Source organism: Parapedobacter luteus (genome assembly GCF_900168055.1).
In the GTDB taxonomy this organism is placed as follows: Bacteria; Bacteroidota; Bacteroidia; order Sphingobacteriales; family Sphingobacteriaceae; genus Parapedobacter; species Parapedobacter luteus.
The window spans coordinates 204,598-223,985 of the sequence record NZ_FUYS01000002.1; the positions used below are offsets into that span (position 1 = coordinate 204,598).

Below are 19,388 nucleotides of genomic sequence, written 5' to 3' on the forward strand. Positions count from 1 at the left end.
AACTATCAGCATACAACATGGACAGCAGCCGTTTTTACTCAATAGTCATCCCGTTATATAACGAGGAGGAGAATGTGCCTTTATTGATCGCAGCCATTACCGAGGCAATGCGGGGCCTGCGGTACGAGTTGATTTTGGTTGATGACTTCTCATCAGACGGCACACGTCACGCTGTCAAAAGAAGTGCAGACCCGCACGTGATCCTAATCGAATTCAAGAAGAATTATGGACAAAGCTCGGCATTGATGGCAGGGATCGACAGTGCACGCGGAGATTATATCATCACGCTTGACGGCGACCTGCAAAACGATCCATCGGACATCCCTATGATGGTCGATGTATTGGAGGCTGGCGATTACGATTTGGTCATCGGCGAAAGGCAGAAACGCCAAGACAATATTATCCGAACATTCCCATCGCGGATAGCCAATTCCATCATCCGGCGTACAACGAAGCTCAATATCCGCGACCATGGGTGCGCCCTTAAGGTGTTCACCCGGGATACCGCTAAAGAACTCCTACTGTACGGCGAGTCGCATCGATTCATCACGCTGTTGGCCCACCTCAATGGCGCGCGCATCAAGCAAGTGCCCGTGAAACATCATGCCCGTCGTTTTGGTGTCTCAAAATATGGTATTGGCCGTACATTCAAGGTGATTAATGATCTCCTGCTGCTGCTTTTTACGCAACGTTACCTTCAAAAGCCCATTTACCTGTTTGGCAATTTGGGGCTGTTGACGTTTTCGCTGGGCTTCATCATCAATGTATACCTGTTGATCGAAAAATTGCTTGGCAACGAGATAGGCGGCCGACCGTTGCTTATTTTGGGTGTGCTGCTAGTATTCGTGGGGATACAGTTTTTCACTATCGGCATCGTGGTGGATCTGCAGATGAAAACCTATTATGAGTCGCAGGACAAACGCCCGTTTATTATCAGAAAAGTCAGTACGTTTGAAAAAAGCAAGGAAAGTAGTAGCCAGTTTGGCTAGGATACTTGTCAGTGCAGTTTTGCTGTACGTCGTATTCACCAAAATTGATCTCACCGGCGTGAGGTCGTTGGTGAGTACTTCCCGCTTTGGGTTCCTACTACTCGCAGTAATAGCGTTTACCGCCTCGCAGTGGGTCTCGTCGCTCCGCCTGCTGATCTACTTTCATGCGAATGGGTTCTACCTAAATGCTGGAAGCAACCACGCGCTGTACTTATTAGGTATGTTTTACAATTTTTTTATCCCCGGGGGGATCGGTGGGGATGCTTATAAAATATATGTACTCAATAGGCGGTTTGGGTGGGCGGTAAAACCGCTTACGTCCAGTGTATTAAATGACCGGCTATCCGGATTGGTGGCCATCGTGTTGTTGGTGTTGACTATAGGTGTTGTGTTGTTGCCGGGTATATGGAAACTCGCGGTACTGCCGGGCATTGCTATGACCATATGGATAGCCCGCCTTGTGCTCCATAAACTATTTCCGATGTTCGGGCGTATTTTTTTTAAAAGTTTGGGGTATTCCTTAGTGGTGCAGATGCTCCAACTGCTTTGTGTTTACCTGATGTTGGCAGCCTTTAAAGCAACAACGGCAAGTTTGGTGTATTTTTTGGTATTCTTATTGAGCGCCATACTAAGTGTGGTGTCGTTTTCGGGGATTGGGGTGCGGGAATGGCTGTTTTTGCAGGCGTCTCAGCGATTTGACTTTGATCCTGAAGTGGCTGTTTCGGTGGCGCTATTATTCTCCTGCATGACCATATTGGTGTCGCTGTTTGGTATATGTTACCAGCTTGCAGGCACTCCCCTCAAGGCAATGGAGGAGGTGGAGTAGGAGGCCCCTGGGAAATGGCGGCGTTTATGGCCCCCGGCTCGGTAGCAGCAGGCATCGCTTGTTGGTCAATCGGTTTTCGTACGATGCGCATCATAATAAAATAAATGCAGGATAGCCCCCAAGCGCCCCAGAATAAGTAGCCTCCGGAATGAAATCTCGCCTTCATTAACCGATGGGTGGTCGTCGTAAAATCAAGATAGGTGAAATAAGATCCGATAAGGCCGGCGATGAGAAATAGCAGGATGGTAATGAAAGCCATTCTTCCGCTCAGACGTACCTTTACCAGCCATAATACGAAAATGAGCGCCAGTTGGATTGCAAAAAGCAATAATGCGATTTTCCACCATATCTTGAAAACGTTATATTGGCTGTACAATACGCTGATACCCATCTTTCCGACAAATGACATCTGTGATATCAGCACGCCGGAAACAGTTGCAAGCAAGGCCTGTACAGCAATAAGTGTTCCTATTCCTTTCATCCTGTTGCTGGGAGTTTGCTATTTGGTGACGCCCCATCCCGTTTCTTTATTGAAGCGGAGTGTATAGGTCTTCTTAGTAAACGAAGCGTTGTTGTCGGCACCTTTTTTTGCAAAGTCCACGAAGTCTGTTTCGGTCTTTTTGAGTGTTACGGTTGCTTTCGCCCGGTTTTTGCCCGTCTGTTCAACAGCAATTCCACCGTCTTCGTCAAGCGTATATTCGACGGTCTTCACGGTTGCTTTCTTATCCGTCTTTTCAAGCACGAATGGGATGGACTTATTGGTCAACTTAACAAGGTATACGAAGGTGCTGTCTTTGGCCAGGAAACGCTTTCGCTCCTTAAGCAATTCGAGTGTCACATATCCTCCTTTTTCCAATTCTTTATACGTTGCCAGGAGATCGGCATCTGATTTTTGGTCGAATTTCACTTCGCCGTATTCCATTTCGGCGGTCTCAAACACGGGATTGGATTCCAGGTGATAAGTTACCTCACTTAGCGCCACCCGATCACTGATGGACTTATCACTGCCACAGGCGGCCCACAACAGCGTGAGGATCACAATTAGCGATTGATGCTTGACGATCATCATATGCGGAAGATATCTTTGTCAAATATAGTATATTGCAAAAGTTATTCCAATGTTGCAAAGCGCTATTGATAACCTAATAGCCGAAGTACCTGCTTGCTGTTCTGCTCTTCGCCGAACACTTCAAAATTGAACGTTTCGTCGCGGTTTCTCCGCACCAGTACATGCTTGGGCGAGGGGAGCAGACAGTGGTGGATGCCGCCATAACCGCTCAATACCTCTTGATATGCGCCAGTGTGAAAAAAGCCAAGATATTGCAATTTACGCGTTTTCGGCATGAACACGCTATTGATATGTGCCTCTTGGCTATAATAATCTTGTCCGTCACACGTAATACCTCCCAAATTTACGCGCTCATATTCGGCGTCCCAGTTGTTGATCGGCAGTAAGATATACTTTTGGTTGAGCGCCCATACATCAGGTAAGTTAGTGATGAACGAACCATCCAGCATCAACCATTTTTCGCGGTCGTTTTGTTGCTTGCGGCCAATTACCTTATAGAGAATGCCGGAAGCTTCCGCAACGGTATACTTACCGAATTCGGTGATGATATCGGGTTCCATAACGTCATGCACTGCGCAGATTTGCTTGATACGGTTCACGATTTCATTAACCATGTATTCATAATCGAAATCGTGCACCAAGGAATCCTTAAACGGCATGCCCCCGCCGATGTCAAGGGTGTCCAGGTCTGGGTTAATTTTTTTGAACTTGCAGTAAAGTGTGACATACTTCTCCAGCTCATTCCAATAATAGGGGGTGTCCGATATGCCTGAATTAATAAAAAAATGGAGTAATTTGACCCTGAAATTGGGATTGGGGGCAACTTTGTTGTTATAGAAGTCGAGGATATCCTCCAAACGGATACCCAACCGGGAAGTATAGAACGGTGAATCCGGCTGTTCCTCCGCTGCAATACGGATACCAAGGTTGCAGGGCTCTTCAAGCTCTACCTCGTCGTCATAGATATTAAACTCTTCTTTATTGTCCAATACGGGAATAATGTTCTTGTACCCATCGTGCAGCATATCGATAATGTACTGCTTATACTGATAGGTCTTGAATCCGTTGCAGATGACCGTAATATCCTTATTAACCACTCCTTTCTTCTCCAATGCATCGATCATGGGCATATCAAAAGCTGAGGAAGTCTCCAAGTGGATGTCATTTTTCAATGCTTCTTCCACCACATGCTTGAAATGCGAACTTTTCGTGCAATAGCAATATTTGTAGGTGCCGCGATAGTTGTGTTTCAATATCGCCGTTTGAAATAATATCTTGGCTTGCTGTATCTTCTTACTGATAATGGGTAGGTAGGTGAAACGCAACGGCGTTCCATATGTCTCAATCATTTCCATCAGATTGAGATCATGGAAGTACAGCTCGTCGTCTATGATTTCAAACCCATCCTGAGGGAAACCTACGCTTAGGTCAAGAAATTCCTGATAGCTCTGCATTTTTTGTATATTTTTCTTCTAAATAATCGTCTGCGTTTCAATGGCAGAGGCGAATTGGACAAACATCAATTTGCATATGATGGCCTGTTTGTCTAAGTTTGGCAAAGATATATTTTCGCTACGAAACGATGTATATATCTAATGTAAATTTGCGATTTCGCATATCAATGCTAAGAAATTAATGCTTAAATACTTACATGGTCAATACGATACTACAACAGCTTATTTATCATACCCAGCAGGCAGTCAAAGCCTTATATGACTCCGATATCCCGGAAAATCAGCTAACAATACAAGAAACGCGGAAAGAATTTGAGGGGCAGCTAACCATTGTTGTGTTTCCAATCACGCGGTTTTCCAAAAAATCTCCGGAAGTCACAGGTGCCGAAATTGGCGCGTACCTAAAGGAACAGCTTCCCGAACTAGCCGCGTTTAACACCATCAAGGGCTTTCTCAACCTTAGCTTGTCTGACGCGTACTGGACCGATGTGTTTAAAACACACATTATTGGGGAAAGTTTTGGTAAATTTCCTTCAAACGGAAGCAAGGTAATGGTCGAATATTCATCGCCAAACACCAACAAGCCGTTACACTTGGGACACATCCGTAATAACCTGCTGGGTTATTCGGTTGCTGAAATACTGAAAGCATACGGGTATGAGGTTATCAAGGCTAACCTCGTGAACGACCGCGGTATCCATATCTGCAAATCGATGTTGGCCTGGCAGCGGTGGGGGAACGGAGAAACACCCGAAAGCAGTGGATTAAAAGGGGATCACCTCGTAGGCAAATATTATGTACAGTTTGATAAGGCATATAAACAAGAGATAGACGAATTGATGTCGCAAGGCTTCAGCGAAGAGGAAGCCAAGAAACAAGCACCTATCATCCGCGAAGCGCAGGCAATGCTCCAACGATGGGAGGCCGGCGACGAATCGGTGATTACGTTGTGGAAGTTGATGAACGGTTGGGTATACGCTGGATTCGAGCAGACATACGACCGCCTTGGCGTAGATTTCGATAAATACTATTACGAATCTGATACCTACCTTCTCGGTAAGGATATCATTCAAGAAGGGTTGGACAAAGGGGTGTTTTTCAGGAAGGCTGACAACTCCGTATGGATAGACCTGACAGGGGATGGGCTGGATGAAAAGTTGGTACTGAGAGGGGACGGCACGTCTGTCTACATAACACAGGACTTAGGTACTGCCCAGTTGAAATATAATGACTTCCAAATGGACGAATCCATCTATGTTGTGGGGAATGAACAGGATTATCATTTCAAGGTGCTTTTCCTGATTTTCCAAAAGCTGGGTAAGCCATGGGCTTCCGGCCTATTCCACTTGTCATATGGCATGGTCGACCTGCCATCCGGCAAAATGAAATCACGTGAAGGCACGGTGGTTGATGCTGATGACCTGATGGACGAGATGTATCAAACCGCCAAAAAACGGACGGAAGAATTGGGAAAAACAGAAGGGCTGTCCGATACGGAAAAGGAGTATCTCTACCATATCATCGGTATGGGCGCATTAAAGTACTTCCTGCTTAAAGTGGAACCAAAAAAGCGATTGCTCTTTGATCCCAACGAATCAATCGATTTTCAAGGACATACCGGGCCGTTTATCCAATATACTCACGCACGGATCAAATCGGTACTGACTAAAGGGGCTTATTCATTGGATACGCCATTAGTGATGCCTGCAACGCTAGCTTCCAGCGAGCGCGACTTGATTCAGCTGTTGTATAATTATCCGGTTATCATCGAAGCGTCGGCTAAGGAGTTCAGCCCAGCACAATTGGCCAACTATTGCTATGAAGTCGCCAAGCAATATAACAAATTTTACCATGAGGAATCTATTCTTAAGGCCGATGAAGAGGAATTGCGGGTGTTCAGGCTACATCTATCGTCAGCTACGGCCCGTATACTTGCAGGAGGCATGAAATTGTTGGGAATTGCGGTTCCAGAGCGAATGTGATGGCAAGCGAGGTTAACGTTGGACTTATCGGCTTTGGTATGGCGGGGCAAGTGTTTCATGCCCCAGTCATTACGGCTATCGACGGTTTGCGGTTGCGTAGTGTAAGTGCTCGCAAGCCGGAGCAACAAAAAGTGCTGCAAGAACGGTATCCCGGGGTAGCCGTTGTGGCACATGCGGATGACATCATCCATGATGATGACATAGATTTGGTCGTGGTGGCTACTTCGAACGACGTGCATTATACACTCGCCAAAGCTGCATTGCTCGCCGGCAAACATGTAGTGGTAGAGAAGCCTTTTACCAATACCGCAGCGGAGGCGGATGAACTGATAACGTTGGCCAAGGAGCGAGGGTTGCTGCTCAGCGTGCACCACAATGCCCGCTGGAACAGCGATTTCCTGACAGTCAAAAAGGTGATGGAAAGTGGCCGACTAGGTCGGCTGGTTTCCTTTGAAGCGCGATATGACCGGTTCCGTAATACGCTTAGGGAAGGTGCCTGGCGTGAGGCCGGACTGCCCGGATCGGGTATTCTCTACGACTTGGGCGCACATCTTATCGATCAGTCCCTTCAACTGTTTGGAACCCCCGAAGCCATCAATGCCGATCTGCGCAAGCAGCGGCCTGGTGCACAGGCGGTGGATGACTTTGAACTTATCCTTCACTACCCGCAACTCAAGGTGTCGTTGAAAGGTGCGATGCTTGTAAAGGAGCCGTCGCCGCGCTATGCGCTGTATGGTTTGAACGGAGCTTTTGTAAAATACGGTGTGGATCCTCAGGAAGCAGCCCTCAAAGCAGGGGAATCACCTCGTGGGAATCCCGATTGGGGGAGGGAATCCAGTGACATATGGGGAAAACTGAATGTACTTCAAGCCGGTACGGATATCATTGAATATATCGAAAGTGAGCGCGGTAACTATCCAGCGTTTTACCGGAATATCTGGGCCGCCGTTTTGGGTCGGCAAACACTTGCTGTAAAGCCCGAAGAGGCACGTAACGTTATCCGTATCATAGAGCTGGCTGAAAAAAGTTGGATGGAGCGGCGAACGGTGGATTTTAACTTATAGCTTACAATTGCTTGTGGATAAACAATACGATGCCATTATTGTCGGTGGTGGGGCTTGCGGCTTGATGTGCGCCGTACAAGCGGGCATGCGTGGCAGGCATACATTGGTATTGGAACGTAATGACCGTCCGGGGGCGAAGATACTCATATCAGGTGGGGGGCGGTGCAACTATACCAACTTACATACATCGGCGGCGAACTTTGTGTCGGCCAATCCGGCATTCGCCGATCAAGTGTTTGCGAGGTGGACGGTGGCCGATACCGTTGCCTTTTTTGAACAGCAGGGAATTATCGGGAAGGAGAAAAAACTGGGCCAGCTTTTTCCCGTAAGTGATAGCGCCAAAGATGTGGTACGGGCTTTCGCCAGATTGATTCAACGGCACGGGCAGGCGCTGAACCTGAATAGTCAGGTCCTATCCGTTGCCAGAACACCGGACGGCATGTTTGAGGTAAGCTATGAACATGAGGGGAAGCTGAAACAAGCGAAAGCGAAGGCGGTGGTCATCGCGAGCGGGGGGCTGCCGGTGGCAAAGTTGGGAGCCAGTGACTTTGCATTGCGTACTGCACGCCAGTTTGGCTTGGACATCGTGCCTGTAGCTCCAGCGTTGGTGCCGTTGGCCATTACGGGAAAAAATGCCGAATGGTTTGCTTCGCTTTCGGGCAACAGCGTTTTCTGCCGCGTCGCCAATGAACGCATCAGCTTTGAAGAGAATATACTATTTACCCATTGGGGACTAAGCGGTCCGGCGATATTGCAGATTTCATCGTACTGGCGGCCAGGCGAGACCATTGCAATCGATTTGTTGCCCCATTTCTCCATCGAACGATTGATAAAGGATGAACGGGAGGCAGGAGGGAGGCGGTTAGTTTCGCAAGTGCTCGGCAATTTCTACTCCCGTAGGCTGGTGGAAGCGTTCGGTAGATTTCTGCCGATCGATACAAAAATCGCGTCATTGGGAAAGACAGATTCCAAGCGGATCGCAGAAACGATCCATCGGTTCGTCGTAAGGCCAGCGGGCGACAAGGGGTACGACAAGGCAGAGGTAATGCGCGGTGGAGTGGCCGTAGACGAATTGAACCCGCAAACCTTGGAAGCAAAGAAAGTAGCCGGATTGTATTTCGGCGGCGAATGCGTAGACATGACGGGATGGCTGGGGGGGTACAATTTTCAGTGGGCTTGGGCAAGTGGATATGTGATCGCGCAAGCAATTTGATAAAAAAAATTATATCGTCATGATGTTTTTGAAATCTTTGATACTTGTTGGGCATCTTTTGACTTGCTCGAAGCAAGGAGCGGAAAACCGTGGTATTGACTACTGGGCTGCGCTGGCAGATTCGCTGCAGCAATCCACCTACACGACCTATCTATCCGCTAATGGCAATTATTACATTCAAGACAACGCGGGAGACACCACGTTCCACTATTGGTGGAATGCGCATGCCCTCGATGTGCTGGTGGATGGCTTTTTGCGTACAAAAGACAGTACGTATCTTATACGGGCAAAACGGCTGTTGAGCGGAATGCATGAAACCAACGGCAGCCGATACCCGAATGTGTTTTACGACGATATGCTGTGGCTGGCGTTGGCGAGCTTAAGAGCGTATGAAGCCGGAGGAGATCCCGTGTTTCTCGATGCCGTAAATATTCTTTGGTCTGATATCCAAACGGGTATCAACCCGCATCAAGGCGGTGGTGTGGCATGGCGGAAAGACCAACGAGCCTATAAAAATACACCGGCAAATGCGCCGGCAATTATACTGGCATGCCGGCTATACCAGCATTTTGGACGAGCATCGGATCTTCAGACAGCTATCGCTCTCTATGACTGGCTGAAAGCCACACTCGTGGATCCGGTATCCGGAGTGGTATGGGATGGCATTAACCGGCAGGGGGATGGCCGCATTGACAAAGATTGGCTTTTTACTTATAACCAAGGTGTCTTTTTGGGAGCTGCTCATGCGCTTTATGAGGTGACCAACAAGCGAACTTATCTGGATGATGCCCGCTGCACTGCGGATGCATCGCTCAAAAGCAGCGTCATTTCGCCCAATGGTATACTTCGTTATGAGGGGCAGGGCGATGGAGGATTATTTAAAGGTATTTTTGTTCGCTACCTTGCGCGACTTGCCCAAGATACGGTTGTACCGGCAGGTAAACGGGATGAATATGTCCAATTTATCGGTGCAAACGCGTCGGCCGTGGCGGGCCAAGCATTAATAAGACCGCAACTGTTGGTAGGGCCAGATTGGAATAGATTGCACCATGGTGTGGTGGACCTGTCCGCTCAATTAAGCGGCTTGATGTTGATAGAGGCCCAAGCTTACCTCGGAAGAAAAAATAATTAGCTTTTTCTTTCGGATAGCTAAAACGGTTTATATATTTGGCAGGTCGTAATGCGTTATGGCTTTGACCGAGCTGATTTAACCTTAAAATTGCATGGGAAATTTATTGTCGAAATCTGGCAGTCAGGAGTTGCCAGCTAACCAAACATCTAAGCTTACCGAACGTAAATATTGGCTCGTATTTGGCTTTGTCACGCTGTTATTTTTACTTTGGGGTATCGCCATCACCATGGGTGATGTATTGAATAAACATTTCCAGAACGTACTTGGCGTGTCGAGGGCTGAGTCAGGTCTTGTACAGTTTTCAATTTTCGGCGCATACGCCGTGATGGGCATTCCGGCCGGTCTCTTCATGAAGCGGTTTGGATACAAATCGGGTGTATTGCTTGGCTTGGCTTTGTACGCTGCGGGCGCCTTCTTGTTTGTTCCGGCTGCTGATGCGGAGTCCTTTACCTTTTTCCGTGTAGCATTATTTATATTAGCGTGCGGATTGGCCACTTTGGAAACGGTCGCGCATCCATTTATTGCTTCGTTGGGTGATCAAGCATCGAGTGACAGGCGCATTAATTTTGCGCAATCCTTCAACGGACTCGGAACCATCATCGGTCCAACGCTGGGAAGTTATTTTATATTAAGCGGTAATATCGGCGAAGCAGGGAGCTTGACATCAGTCAAGATGCTTTATGTAGGGATTGGTGTAGTCATTGTCCTTGTTGCCATCATGTTTAGCTTGTTGCGCATTCCAGCGCTACCATTTGAAGGCGGGAATGTACATGGCACGGCACAGGAGACAGCACCTATGCCGGCTAAAAAAGGTTTATTCCTGCATCGCCATTTTATCTGGGCATTTATAGCGCAATTTTTCAATGCTGCCGCGCAAGGAGGTACATGGGCGTTTTTCATCAACTATGGGCATGAGAAAATGGGACTGTCCGATGAATTAGCCGGTTATTATTTTGCCACGAGTATGGTCATGATGACCATCGGCCGGTTTGTGGGCACATTCCTGATGAAGTATATAGCTCCCAATAAGTTATTAGCTGCATTTGCCGCATGCAATATCGTCATGTGCCTAATTATTGCACAGAGCTGGGGATGGCCGTCGTTCATTGCGTTGCTGATGCTTAATTTCTTTTTCAGTATCATGTTTCCCACGATCTTCAGCCTTGGCCTCAAGAATCTTGGGCCGCATACACAACAAGCGTCCTCCTTCATTGTGATGGGGGTCGTAGGAGCGGCTATTTTTCCGTTTATTATGGGGCGGGTTGCTGATTATGACGTTGCCGTTGCCTATTACTTACCCATCATCTGCTACTTCGTGATTTTCCTTTTTGGAGCGAAGTTTTATAAAACAAGTACATAGAGCCTGTGTTCTTACGTAAAAAAGCTCGGCAGCCGCACGGATATGCTGCACTTCCAAATTCGTGACTTATTGCTTACCTTTGCAGGGTAGCAAACCTGTTCTATCGCTCCGGCCGGATGCCGGGGAGGAAAGTCCGGACAACGTAGAGCACCCCGCTTCCTAACGGGAAGGGTTTCGGCGATGGCCGGAATACGGAAAGTGCCACAGAAAAAAAACCGCCTGTGTTTCGGCATAGGTAAGGGTGAAAACGTGGGGTAAGAGCCCACGGCTTTGCGTGGTGACACGCATCGCGGTAAACCCCGGGGGTTGAAAGGCCAAATAGGTTGCGGAGATTAGGAGGTTGCTCGCTTCCATCCCTCATGGGAACCGCAACGGGTAGGCCGCTGGAGCTTGCCAGTGATGGCAAGCCTAGATAAATGATAGAAGTCCCATGCACCTGCTGTAGCAGGCTATTGGGATACAGAATCCGGCTTACAGGGTTTGCTTTTTTTGATATATGCGGAGGGAAAAGTGTATTTGGAGGACAGCAAAATGGAAGAATACTTTTATTTGTGTATCCGGTACGCAATACGCTATACCCAATACAAAATATGACCAAGATATTAATCATTGACGACGAAAGAGCGATTCGAAGTACATTAAGGGAAATCCTTGAATACGAGGATTACAAGGTAATCGACACGGATAATGGAATCGACGGTCTGGACATCATCAAGAGGGAAGATGTAGACCTGGTGCTCTGTGACATCAAGATGAGCAAGATGGACGGCATGGAGGTGCTTACTGAAGCGCTGACAATCAAACCGGATCTGCCTTTTATCATGATCTCCGGCCACGGTACAATTGAAACAGCCGTCGAAGCTAGCAAGAAAGGGGCGTACGACTTTATATCCAAACCGCCAGATCTTAATCGGTTGCTTATTACAGTCCGCAATGCGTTGGAGCGCGGTACCCTGGTTACCGAGACCAAAGTGCTGAAACGGAAAGTAAGTAAGACACGGGATATTCTTGGCGATTCGAGTGCTATTCAACGCATCAAAGAAACTATTGAACGTGTGGCTCCAACAGATGCCAGGGTGTTAGTGACGGGTGCGAATGGCAGCGGCAAAGAACTTGTGGCTCGTTGGCTGCATGAAAAGTCGCCTCGTGCAAATGCGCCGCTTATTGAAGTGAATTGCGCCGCTATCCCGTCGGAACTTATTGAAAGCGAACTGTTCGGGCACGAAAAAGGGTCGTTTACGTCGGCTGTTAAACAACGTATTGGAAAGTTTGAACAAGCACACAACGGAACGCTTTTTTTGGATGAGATCGGAGACATGAGTCTTTCGGCACAGGCCAAAGTGCTTAGGGCCCTGCAGGAAAACAAAATTACGCGGGTGGGTGGTGAGAAAGAAATTGCTGTAAACGTACGGGTAATTGCTGCTACCAACAAGGACTTGCTTAAAGAAATCGATGCAGGCAACTTCCGTATGGACTTGTATCACCGGCTGAGTGTAATCATTATTCATGTGCCGCCCTTGACTGAGCGAAAAGATGACATTCCCGTATTGGCAAAGCATTTCTGTGAGGAGATTTGTGCAGAATACAACATGCCGGTGAAACAGATAACTGAAGAGGCCATGGAAGCACTGAAAGCGTTACCATGGACGGGAAATATCCGTGAGCTCCGTAATATGGTGGAGCGTCTGATTATCCTCAGTGATAAATCCGTTACAGACCACGATGTGCGGGCATTTGCTAATCCAGGCTCTTTTTCTGAAGCATCGCCTGTTGCTCCAATCAAGACGGAGCCTACCATCGAAGCGAAGCCCGCTGTCGTCGCTACATCCCACAGTGTTTCTGCCAACCACTATGACGATTTCTCTTCCTTTCAGGATTTCAAGGACTATACAGAGAAGGAATATATTAAATATAAGCTGGAAAAGAATGGCTGGAACGTGTCAAAGACCGCGGACGAAATCGACATACAACGTAGCCACCTTTATAGCAAGATAGAAAAATACGGCTTAAAAAGAGAAGCTTAGGTTTTCATGCCCACGGCACCAGGCCGTGGGCAATCCCATCTGTTCATTCATTGAACTTCCGATACTGTCTCCGAATCAAAACCACTACGACTATAATGAGCACGATCGCGCCTAATACGATATAGCCATAAGTTTGCCATGCGGTTTCCTGGACCGTATCGTGCTGCTGGGCGAACGCAATATTAGCGGAGTTTGTCAATAAAAAAAGTAATAAGGCAGCAATACTGTGCATAATATCAGGATTTTTAAAGCAATATATATATTTAAATGCACAACCGAAGCTTATGTTTTATTATTTTTACTTTTTTATCAAATACCTGGCTTGCTACGCTATCTCGGCGAGAAAATACCCTTCTCTATCGATAATATCCCGATTTTTTAGGATATTGCTCAGATTAACTTTTCCTATAATATATTTAAAGTCCTGGGCATAATAGCGCTCGCTGATCGAAGTGAACTTGAGATGTTCAATAAAGCTCTCCTCTTTGTAACGTAGGTAGACTTCTATTTCCCAATCCGTGCTGTAAGCAAGCCCGTTGGCATCAATGTGTTTTTTGTACTCGTATTTATAACCATACCGCAAAGCCGCTATGTCGGATAGTACGGCGGATCCCGTTGGATGGCCGCCGGCGCCTTTGCCATAGAAAAATTGCTCATCGGCGAATGCGGCTTTAACCAGCACACCGTTGTATTCGTTCTCTACGCCATACAATATGTTGTCGCGAGGAATCAGCTTTGGCAACACATATAAAATGACAGATTTATCATTGATTTCCCGCGCTGTAGGGACCAATTTGATTTTGAAATTCTTTTCTTTGGCGAATTGGATATCGGATGCGCTAAGCTTGTCTATTCCGATATTCAAAATCGCTTCCGGGGCGATATAAAGGCCGTAAGCATGCGATGCTACAATAGCCAGCTTAAATTTTGGATCGTACCCACCGACGTCCAATGTAGGATCAGTCTCTGCAAAACCGAGGTCCTGAGCTTGTTTCAACGCCGTAGCATATGCCAGATTTTCGTTAAATATTTTAGATAAAATATAGTTGGATGAACCATTGAAGATACCCGTCACTGCATGGAGCAGTTCATTGTCATAGTACTCTTCGAGGTTCCTGATAATGGGAATGCTTCCGCATACCGCCCCTTCATATAGCAAACTTGTGCCATACTCCTGCTGGATGGCTATCAAATCAGCTAAGTGGGTTGCGATCATTTTTTTATTGGCAGAAACGACGTTTTTCCCCGACCGGAGGGCGCTGGACACGATATCGAAGGCAGCCTCCGCATCGTCGATAAGCTCTACAACAGTATTGATTTCCGGGTCGTCCAGCACGGCGTTGGCATCGGTGGTAAACAGTTCGGCGGGTAATGTGCGTTTCTTTTCAGGGTGTTTGATGACGAATCGTTTGATTGCAAGGTTGAGATTTTTGGTTTTGATGATATCGTGCAGCCCTTGCCCCACTACACCAAAACCGAAAATCCCCAAGGTAAGTTTGTTGTTCATGTTTACTGTTACGTTATTTAATGTCTGGCTCAGCTAACGTGGCAACGTGCGCTCCACTTTCAAGTTAAATGTTCTGGAATTTGTCAATATATGTAACATGCATTGTGTTTGTTTGCTGCTTAGTGATCGGGGTTACCTAATCTTATCAAATGCCTGTTGCAGATCGGCTTTGATATCGTCAATGTGTTCGATACCCACAGAAATACGGAGTAAACCAGGAAATACGCCGGCGTTCAGCTGGTCAGCTTCACTCAATTGCTGATGTGTGGTGGCTGCAGGGTGTATGATTAATGTTTTCGCATCGCCAACATTTGCCAGATGGCTTATCAATTGCAGGGCATCGATGAATGCATTGGCCTTATCCGCACCTCCTTTGATGATAAATGACAATACGCTGCCGAAACCATTTTTTAGATACTTTTGGGCGTTGTTATGGTGTGGATGATTTTTTAAGCCCGGATAGCTTACCCGCTCAACCTGTGGGTGGCTTTCAAGCCATTTGGCTACTTCAAGGGCGTTGTCTACGTGGCGTTGTACGCGTAGCGAAAGTGTTTCCAGGCCTTGTAATAACAGAAAGGCATTGAACGGCGAAAGCGCGGGGCCATAATCCCGAAGCCCTTCCACACGTGCACGAATAGCAAATTGAATATTCCCGAATGGGCCGCCCACGCCGAACACGTCACTGAATACCAAGCCATGGTAGCCTTCAGACGGCTCGCTGAATTGCTTGTATTTGCCATTTCCCCAGTTGTAGTTTCCTCCATCAACAATTACGCCGCCGATGCTGTTGCCATGGCCGCCAATCCATTTAGTGGCCGACTCAACCACAACATGTGCACCATGTTCCAATGGTTTGAAAAGGTAGCCGGCTGCGCCGAATGTGTTATCTACAATGAGTGGTAAATCGTATTTTTGCGCGATACTCGAAATCCGCTCAAAGTCTGGAATGCTGTAGCTCGGATTGCCGATCGTTTCTACATAAATCGCTTTGGTATTGTCATCGATGAGCGCCTCGATATTCTCTGGAGCGTCGTCTTTTGCAAATCGTGCTTCTATGCCTAATCGTTTGAAGGATACCTTGAACTGATTGAATGTGCCACCATATAGGTTTGCGCCGCTGACAAAATTATCACCGGTTTCTAATATGTTGGTCAATGCGATGAATTGAGCGGCTTGTCCTGACGCAACAGCCAATGCGGCCACTCCGCCTTCCAACGCAGCGATGCGCTTTTCAAACACATCAGTGGTTGGGTTCATAATCCGTGTGTATATGTTGCCAAATTCTTTCAGGGCAAATAGATTCGCGCCGTGTGCCGCACTATTGAATACATACGACGTGGTTTGATAGATGGGTACCGCACGCGAACCCGTAGTGGGGTCGATTTCTTGGCCAGCGTGTACTTGCAAGGTCTCAAATTTTAGATTTTCATTAGCCATAATCTGCTGTTTTTATTTGTGGATTAATCTGATATTACAAAGGATGCATGCGCTACGGTACACCAGTATCGCTGCGGGCGCTAGCCAGCAACTTGTATACCTATTGCGTGTACGGGATTAGCAGCATGTACACATCGTTCCGCTGCACATTCGGATGGCTTGAATGACGGTAAGGGAGGCGGTCTGATGCCCAGATGTCCAATTGGCTGGATAACGATTGCTGCTTGTTGGATACATGTTCATTGTCTTTTTATTTATATGCTCCCAACAACAATGTTGGTTGGGACAGGATTTGGCACCTTTTCCGTCGCTTCAGATGGTTGCCAGTGGGTCATTGAGCCAGTCTCTCGCCACTTCTTTATAAACCAAGACCTTTTGAAGAGGAATTGATTTGTGTGTGCATGCACACATCGATTGCAAATATAGGTTGTGCGATTTGTATGTGCAAAGTATTTTTGATTTTTTTGTACCAATGAATATTACATTTAATACAGCAGCGCTGCTATTTCCGGCAATCAGTTTAATTATGTTGGCTTACACCAATCGGTTTTTGGCGTTAGCTGCGTTGGTCCGCAGCCTGCATGCAAAATATCTTGAACACAATAAAAGCGGTGTTTTGCATGGACAGATTCAGAATCTTCGGTATCGGTTGAAGTTGATTAAGCAAATGCAGGCCATGGGTGTATTGAGCTTCGTCGCCTGCATCGTTTGCATGTACTGCATTTATATTGAAAACAACTACTTCTCAGAGCTGACCTTTGCGCTGAGCCTGCTTTTTTTTGCTATATCGCTCATTATTTCGTTGCTTGAGATTCAGGTCAGCAATAAAGCCCTGGAACTGGAGTTGAGCGATATGGAAGAAGGAGATGACAGGTCACTGGTCGACTACATCAAGAAAAAGTTTGATAAGAAAAAAAGTGGCCCTCAATCGGAGGGCCACTAAATTTAAGTTTAGAGGGAGGTAAGTTATCTTACGAAAAGGAGCTCCCGAAGTTTTGGCAATGGCCACTTGCGGTCGTCAATTATCTGCTCAAGTTTATTGATGTGATACCTGATTTTGTCAAAATAAGGTTTTACATTTTCATCATAAGCTATGGCCTTTTCGCGTGTGTCTTCCAATACATTGGCTTTTTTGCGTTCTTGGCGCATGGCCTCAGCTTCAGCAATAATGGTATTGACATGCGTGGATATACGCTCAATAAGCTCTACTTGAGCATTATAAGTATCCGCTTTTAATCCGATGTCTTTTAGCCCTTTGACATTGGTTATCAGATCATTCTGATAGTTAAAAGCGGCCGGAGCGATAAGACTGTTTACAATTTCACCATATACCCGTGCCTCAATCTGGATCTTCTTATAATAGTTTTCCAGTAAGATCTCGTGGCGAGCCTTGCTCTCCCGCTTACTTAGTACGCCAAGTTTTTCAAAAAGTTCGAGTGATTTCTCGCTAACGTAAACGTCCAGTGCTTTTGGCGTCGTCTTAATGTTGGAAAGGCCCCGCTTATGCGCTTCTTCTTCCCATTCTTTGCTGTATCCGTTGCCTTCGAAACGAATAGCTTTGGATTCTTTGATGTATTTGCGTACAACGTTAAGCAGCGCCAAATCTTTCTTCGTGCCTTTTTTGATTTGCTTGTCAACTTCCGACTTGAATTCGATTAATTGGTTTGCTACGATAGCACTGAGGACGGTCATCGGGCTGGCACTGTTTGCCGACGAACCGACTGCCCTGAACTCAAATTTGTTTCCCGTAAACGCAAATGGCGACGTTCGATTCCGATCGGTATTGTCTAATTGCAGCTCAGGAATTTTGGGAATACCATGCCAAAGTAACGTTTCGTTTTTGACTTTCTTTGCTACCCTTGCGGTTTCTACTTCGTCAAGCACAGCATTTAGTTGGCTGCCAAGGAAGATGGAAATAATGGCAGGTGGGGCCTCGTTAGCACCCAAGCGATGGTCATTGGCGGCACTTGCGATGGATGCGCGCAGGAGGTCTGCATTGTCATGTACCGCTTTGATGACATTGACGAAAAACGAAAGGAACATCAAATTGTTTTTCGGTGTCTTGCCGGGAGAAAGCAGGTTTACCCCAGTGTTGGTAATCATTGACCAGTTGTTGTGCTTGCCTGAGCCGTTGATGTCGGCATAAGGTTTTTCGTGGATCAACACCTTGAATTTATGCCGTAGGGCTACTTGCTCCATGACATTGAGTAATAGCTGGTTGTGATCAATAGCCAGGTTGATTTCCTCAAACATCGGTGCACATTCAAACTGTGAAGGGGCTACTTCGTTGTGCCGGGTCTTCAGCGGAATACCCAATTTGAGTGCTTCTTGCTCCAGATCCACCATGAAGGCCAATACCCGCTCAGGAATGGCACCGAAGTAATGATCCTCCAATTGCTGACCTTTAGCAGACATATGGCCAAACAACGTGCGGCCAGTAAGTTGTAAGTCGGGTCGGGCATTGAACAACGCCAAATCTACGAGAAAATACTCTTGCTCTACCCCTAAGGAGGCATTGACTTTGGTTATGGACTTATCGAAGAAATTGGCAACGTCCACCGCCGCCTTATCCAAAGCATTGACTGCTTTTAATAACGGTGCCTTGTAATCCAAGGCCTCACCGGTATACGATACGAAGATGGTAGGAATGCAAAGTGTTTTGCCGCCCCCAGTTTCATAAATAAATGCGGGAGAAGAGGGATCCCAGCCTGTATAGCCCCTTGCCTCGAATGTATTACGAATACCACCGCTTGGAAAACTGGAAGCATCTGGTTCTTGTTGTACCAAAGCACTTGCTGTAAATTTGTCGATAGCCGAACCATCCGGAAGCGGTTCGAAAAACGCATCATGTTTTTCGGCAGTTGCGCCCGTAAGTGGCTGGAACCAATGGGTATAATGTGTTACACCATTGCTGATAGCCCAGCTTTTCATTGCCTGAGAAATGTGCTCGGCGAGGTCAAGGCTAATGGCTTTTCCTTCGTCAATAGTTTCTACCAACTCGGCATAGGCATTCTTAGGAAGATATTCCTTCATCTTCGCCGTTGTAAAAACATTTTTGCAGTAATAGGAAGAAGGTTTAATCGTTTCGTAGATTTTGTTGTTGTTTAACCGGGATATGGCAGTTTCAACTGCCTTGAATCTCAAACCTGACATTTAATTTGTGTTTATTTGTTTGATACGCTTTGTTGTTTTTTTGTTTTCTGCTCCAATATTCGAAAAAAAAAATGACATTTCATTATTTTTTTACTAAAAGTGGAAATAAAAATAACATTTTATGCAGATTTGTCGGACTTGCTTTTTTTCTATTGCTTATTTTATAATAAGGTTGCTT

Annotated in this window: 15 protein-coding genes, 1 other RNA gene and 1 riboswitch; of the genes, 10 read left to right on the forward strand and 6 right to left on the reverse strand. The window is 46.6% G+C overall.

Features of this window, described 5'->3' with window-relative positions:
- Positions 1–17: 17 nt before the first annotated feature.
- A complete protein-coding gene (locus B5X72_RS04010; protein WP_079715558.1) occupies positions 18–989 on the forward strand; it encodes a glycosyltransferase family 2 protein in 972 nt (323 codons plus the stop codon).
- Positions 982–1,815 (forward strand): lysylphosphatidylglycerol synthase transmembrane domain-containing protein, encoded by an 834-nt coding sequence (locus B5X72_RS04015; RefSeq protein ID WP_176146092.1) that lies wholly within the window; start codon positions 982–984, stop codon positions 1,813–1,815. The genes B5X72_RS04010 and B5X72_RS04015 overlap by 8 nt, the downstream gene beginning before the upstream one ends.
- On the opposite strand, the gene B5X72_RS04020 is transcribed toward B5X72_RS04015, so the two are convergent.
- The 3 genes from B5X72_RS04020 to B5X72_RS04030 all read right to left on the reverse strand — a co-directional run bounded on the left by B5X72_RS04020 (position 1,790) and on the right by B5X72_RS04030 (position 4,338).
- Positions 1,790–2,296 (reverse strand): hypothetical protein, encoded by a 507-nt coding sequence (locus tag B5X72_RS04020; protein WP_176146093.1) that lies wholly within the window; start codon positions 2,294–2,296, stop codon positions 1,790–1,792. The two genes, B5X72_RS04015 and B5X72_RS04020, sit on opposite strands and share 26 nt — an antisense overlap.
- Before the next feature lie 18 nt (positions 2,297–2,314).
- Positions 2,315–2,884 (reverse strand): hypothetical protein, encoded by a 570-nt coding sequence (locus tag B5X72_RS04025; protein ID WP_079715560.1) that lies wholly within the window; start codon positions 2,882–2,884, stop codon positions 2,315–2,317.
- Positions 2,885–2,946: 62 nt separating this feature from the next.
- Positions 2,947–4,338, reverse strand: coding sequence for an arginine decarboxylase (locus tag B5X72_RS04030; protein ID WP_079715561.1), 1,392 nt, complete (start codon positions 4,336–4,338; stop codon positions 2,947–2,949).
- 197 nt (positions 4,339–4,535) lie between these two features.
- On the opposite strand from B5X72_RS04030, the gene argS reads away from it, so the two are divergent.
- The 7 genes from argS (at position 4,536) to B5X72_RS04065 (ending at position 13,113) form a co-directional block, all read left to right on the forward strand.
- The gene (argS, locus tag B5X72_RS04035; protein WP_079715562.1) at positions 4,536–6,320 is read left to right on the forward strand and encodes an arginine--tRNA ligase; all 1,785 of its coding nucleotides are present in this window, start codon (positions 4,536–4,538) and stop codon (positions 6,318–6,320) included.
- Positions 6,320–7,384 (forward strand): oxidoreductase, encoded by a 1,065-nt coding sequence (locus B5X72_RS04040; protein ID WP_079715563.1) that lies wholly within the window; start codon positions 6,320–6,322, stop codon positions 7,382–7,384. The genes argS and B5X72_RS04040 overlap by 1 nt, the downstream gene beginning before the upstream one ends.
- 13 nt (positions 7,385–7,397) lie before the next feature.
- Entirely contained in the window at positions 7,398–8,597 is a 1,200-nt protein-coding gene (locus B5X72_RS04045) for a BaiN/RdsA family NAD(P)/FAD-dependent oxidoreductase (protein ID WP_079715564.1), read from the forward strand.
- 19 nt (positions 8,598–8,616) lie between these two features.
- Positions 8,617–9,729: a glycoside hydrolase family 76 protein gene (locus tag B5X72_RS04050; RefSeq protein ID WP_079715565.1), complete on the forward strand. Its 1,113-nt coding sequence runs from the start codon at positions 8,617–8,619 to the stop codon at positions 9,727–9,729.
- A gap of 91 nt (positions 9,730–9,820) precedes the next feature.
- On the forward strand, positions 9,821–11,089 hold the full coding sequence (gene fucP, locus B5X72_RS04055; RefSeq protein ID WP_079715566.1) for an L-fucose:H+ symporter permease: 1,269 nt from the start codon (positions 9,821–9,823) through the stop codon (positions 11,087–11,089).
- Positions 11,090–11,176: 87 nt separating this feature from the next.
- Positions 11,177–11,579: RNase P RNA component class A (gene rnpB / locus B5X72_RS04060), an RNA gene on the forward strand.
- Between the two features lie 100 nt (positions 11,580–11,679).
- Positions 11,680–13,113, forward strand: a complete 1,434-nt coding sequence (locus tag B5X72_RS04065) for a sigma-54-dependent transcriptional regulator (protein ID WP_079715567.1) — start codon at positions 11,680–11,682, stop codon at positions 13,111–13,113.
- A 325-nt stretch (positions 13,114–13,438) separates the two neighbouring features.
- On the opposite strand, the gene B5X72_RS04075 is transcribed toward B5X72_RS04065, so the two are convergent.
- Together B5X72_RS04075 and B5X72_RS04080 are read right to left on the reverse strand one after the other, a co-directional pair.
- Positions 13,439–14,620 (reverse strand): homoserine dehydrogenase, encoded by a 1,182-nt coding sequence (locus B5X72_RS04075; protein ID WP_079715569.1) that lies wholly within the window; start codon positions 14,618–14,620, stop codon positions 13,439–13,441.
- Between the two features lie 132 nt (positions 14,621–14,752).
- Complete coding sequence (locus tag B5X72_RS04080) at positions 14,753–16,057, reverse strand: O-acetylhomoserine aminocarboxypropyltransferase/cysteine synthase family protein (protein WP_079715570.1); 1,305 nt, start codon at positions 16,055–16,057, stop codon at positions 14,753–14,755.
- Between the two features lie 251 nt (positions 16,058–16,308).
- Positions 16,309–16,424, reverse strand: a riboswitch (SAM riboswitch).
- 105 nt (positions 16,425–16,529) lie between these two features.
- Between B5X72_RS04080 and B5X72_RS04085 the strand changes: the two genes are divergently transcribed.
- Positions 16,530–17,000, forward strand: coding sequence for a DUF2721 domain-containing protein (locus tag B5X72_RS04085; protein ID WP_079715571.1), 471 nt, complete (start codon positions 16,530–16,532; stop codon positions 16,998–17,000).
- A gap of 23 nt (positions 17,001–17,023) precedes the next feature.
- Here B5X72_RS04085 and B5X72_RS04090 read toward each other — a convergent pair whose 3' ends face one another.
- Entirely contained in the window at positions 17,024–19,210 is a 2,187-nt protein-coding gene (locus tag B5X72_RS04090) for a glutamine synthetase III family protein (protein ID WP_079715572.1), read from the reverse strand.
- Positions 19,211–19,388: the final 178 nt, after the last annotated feature.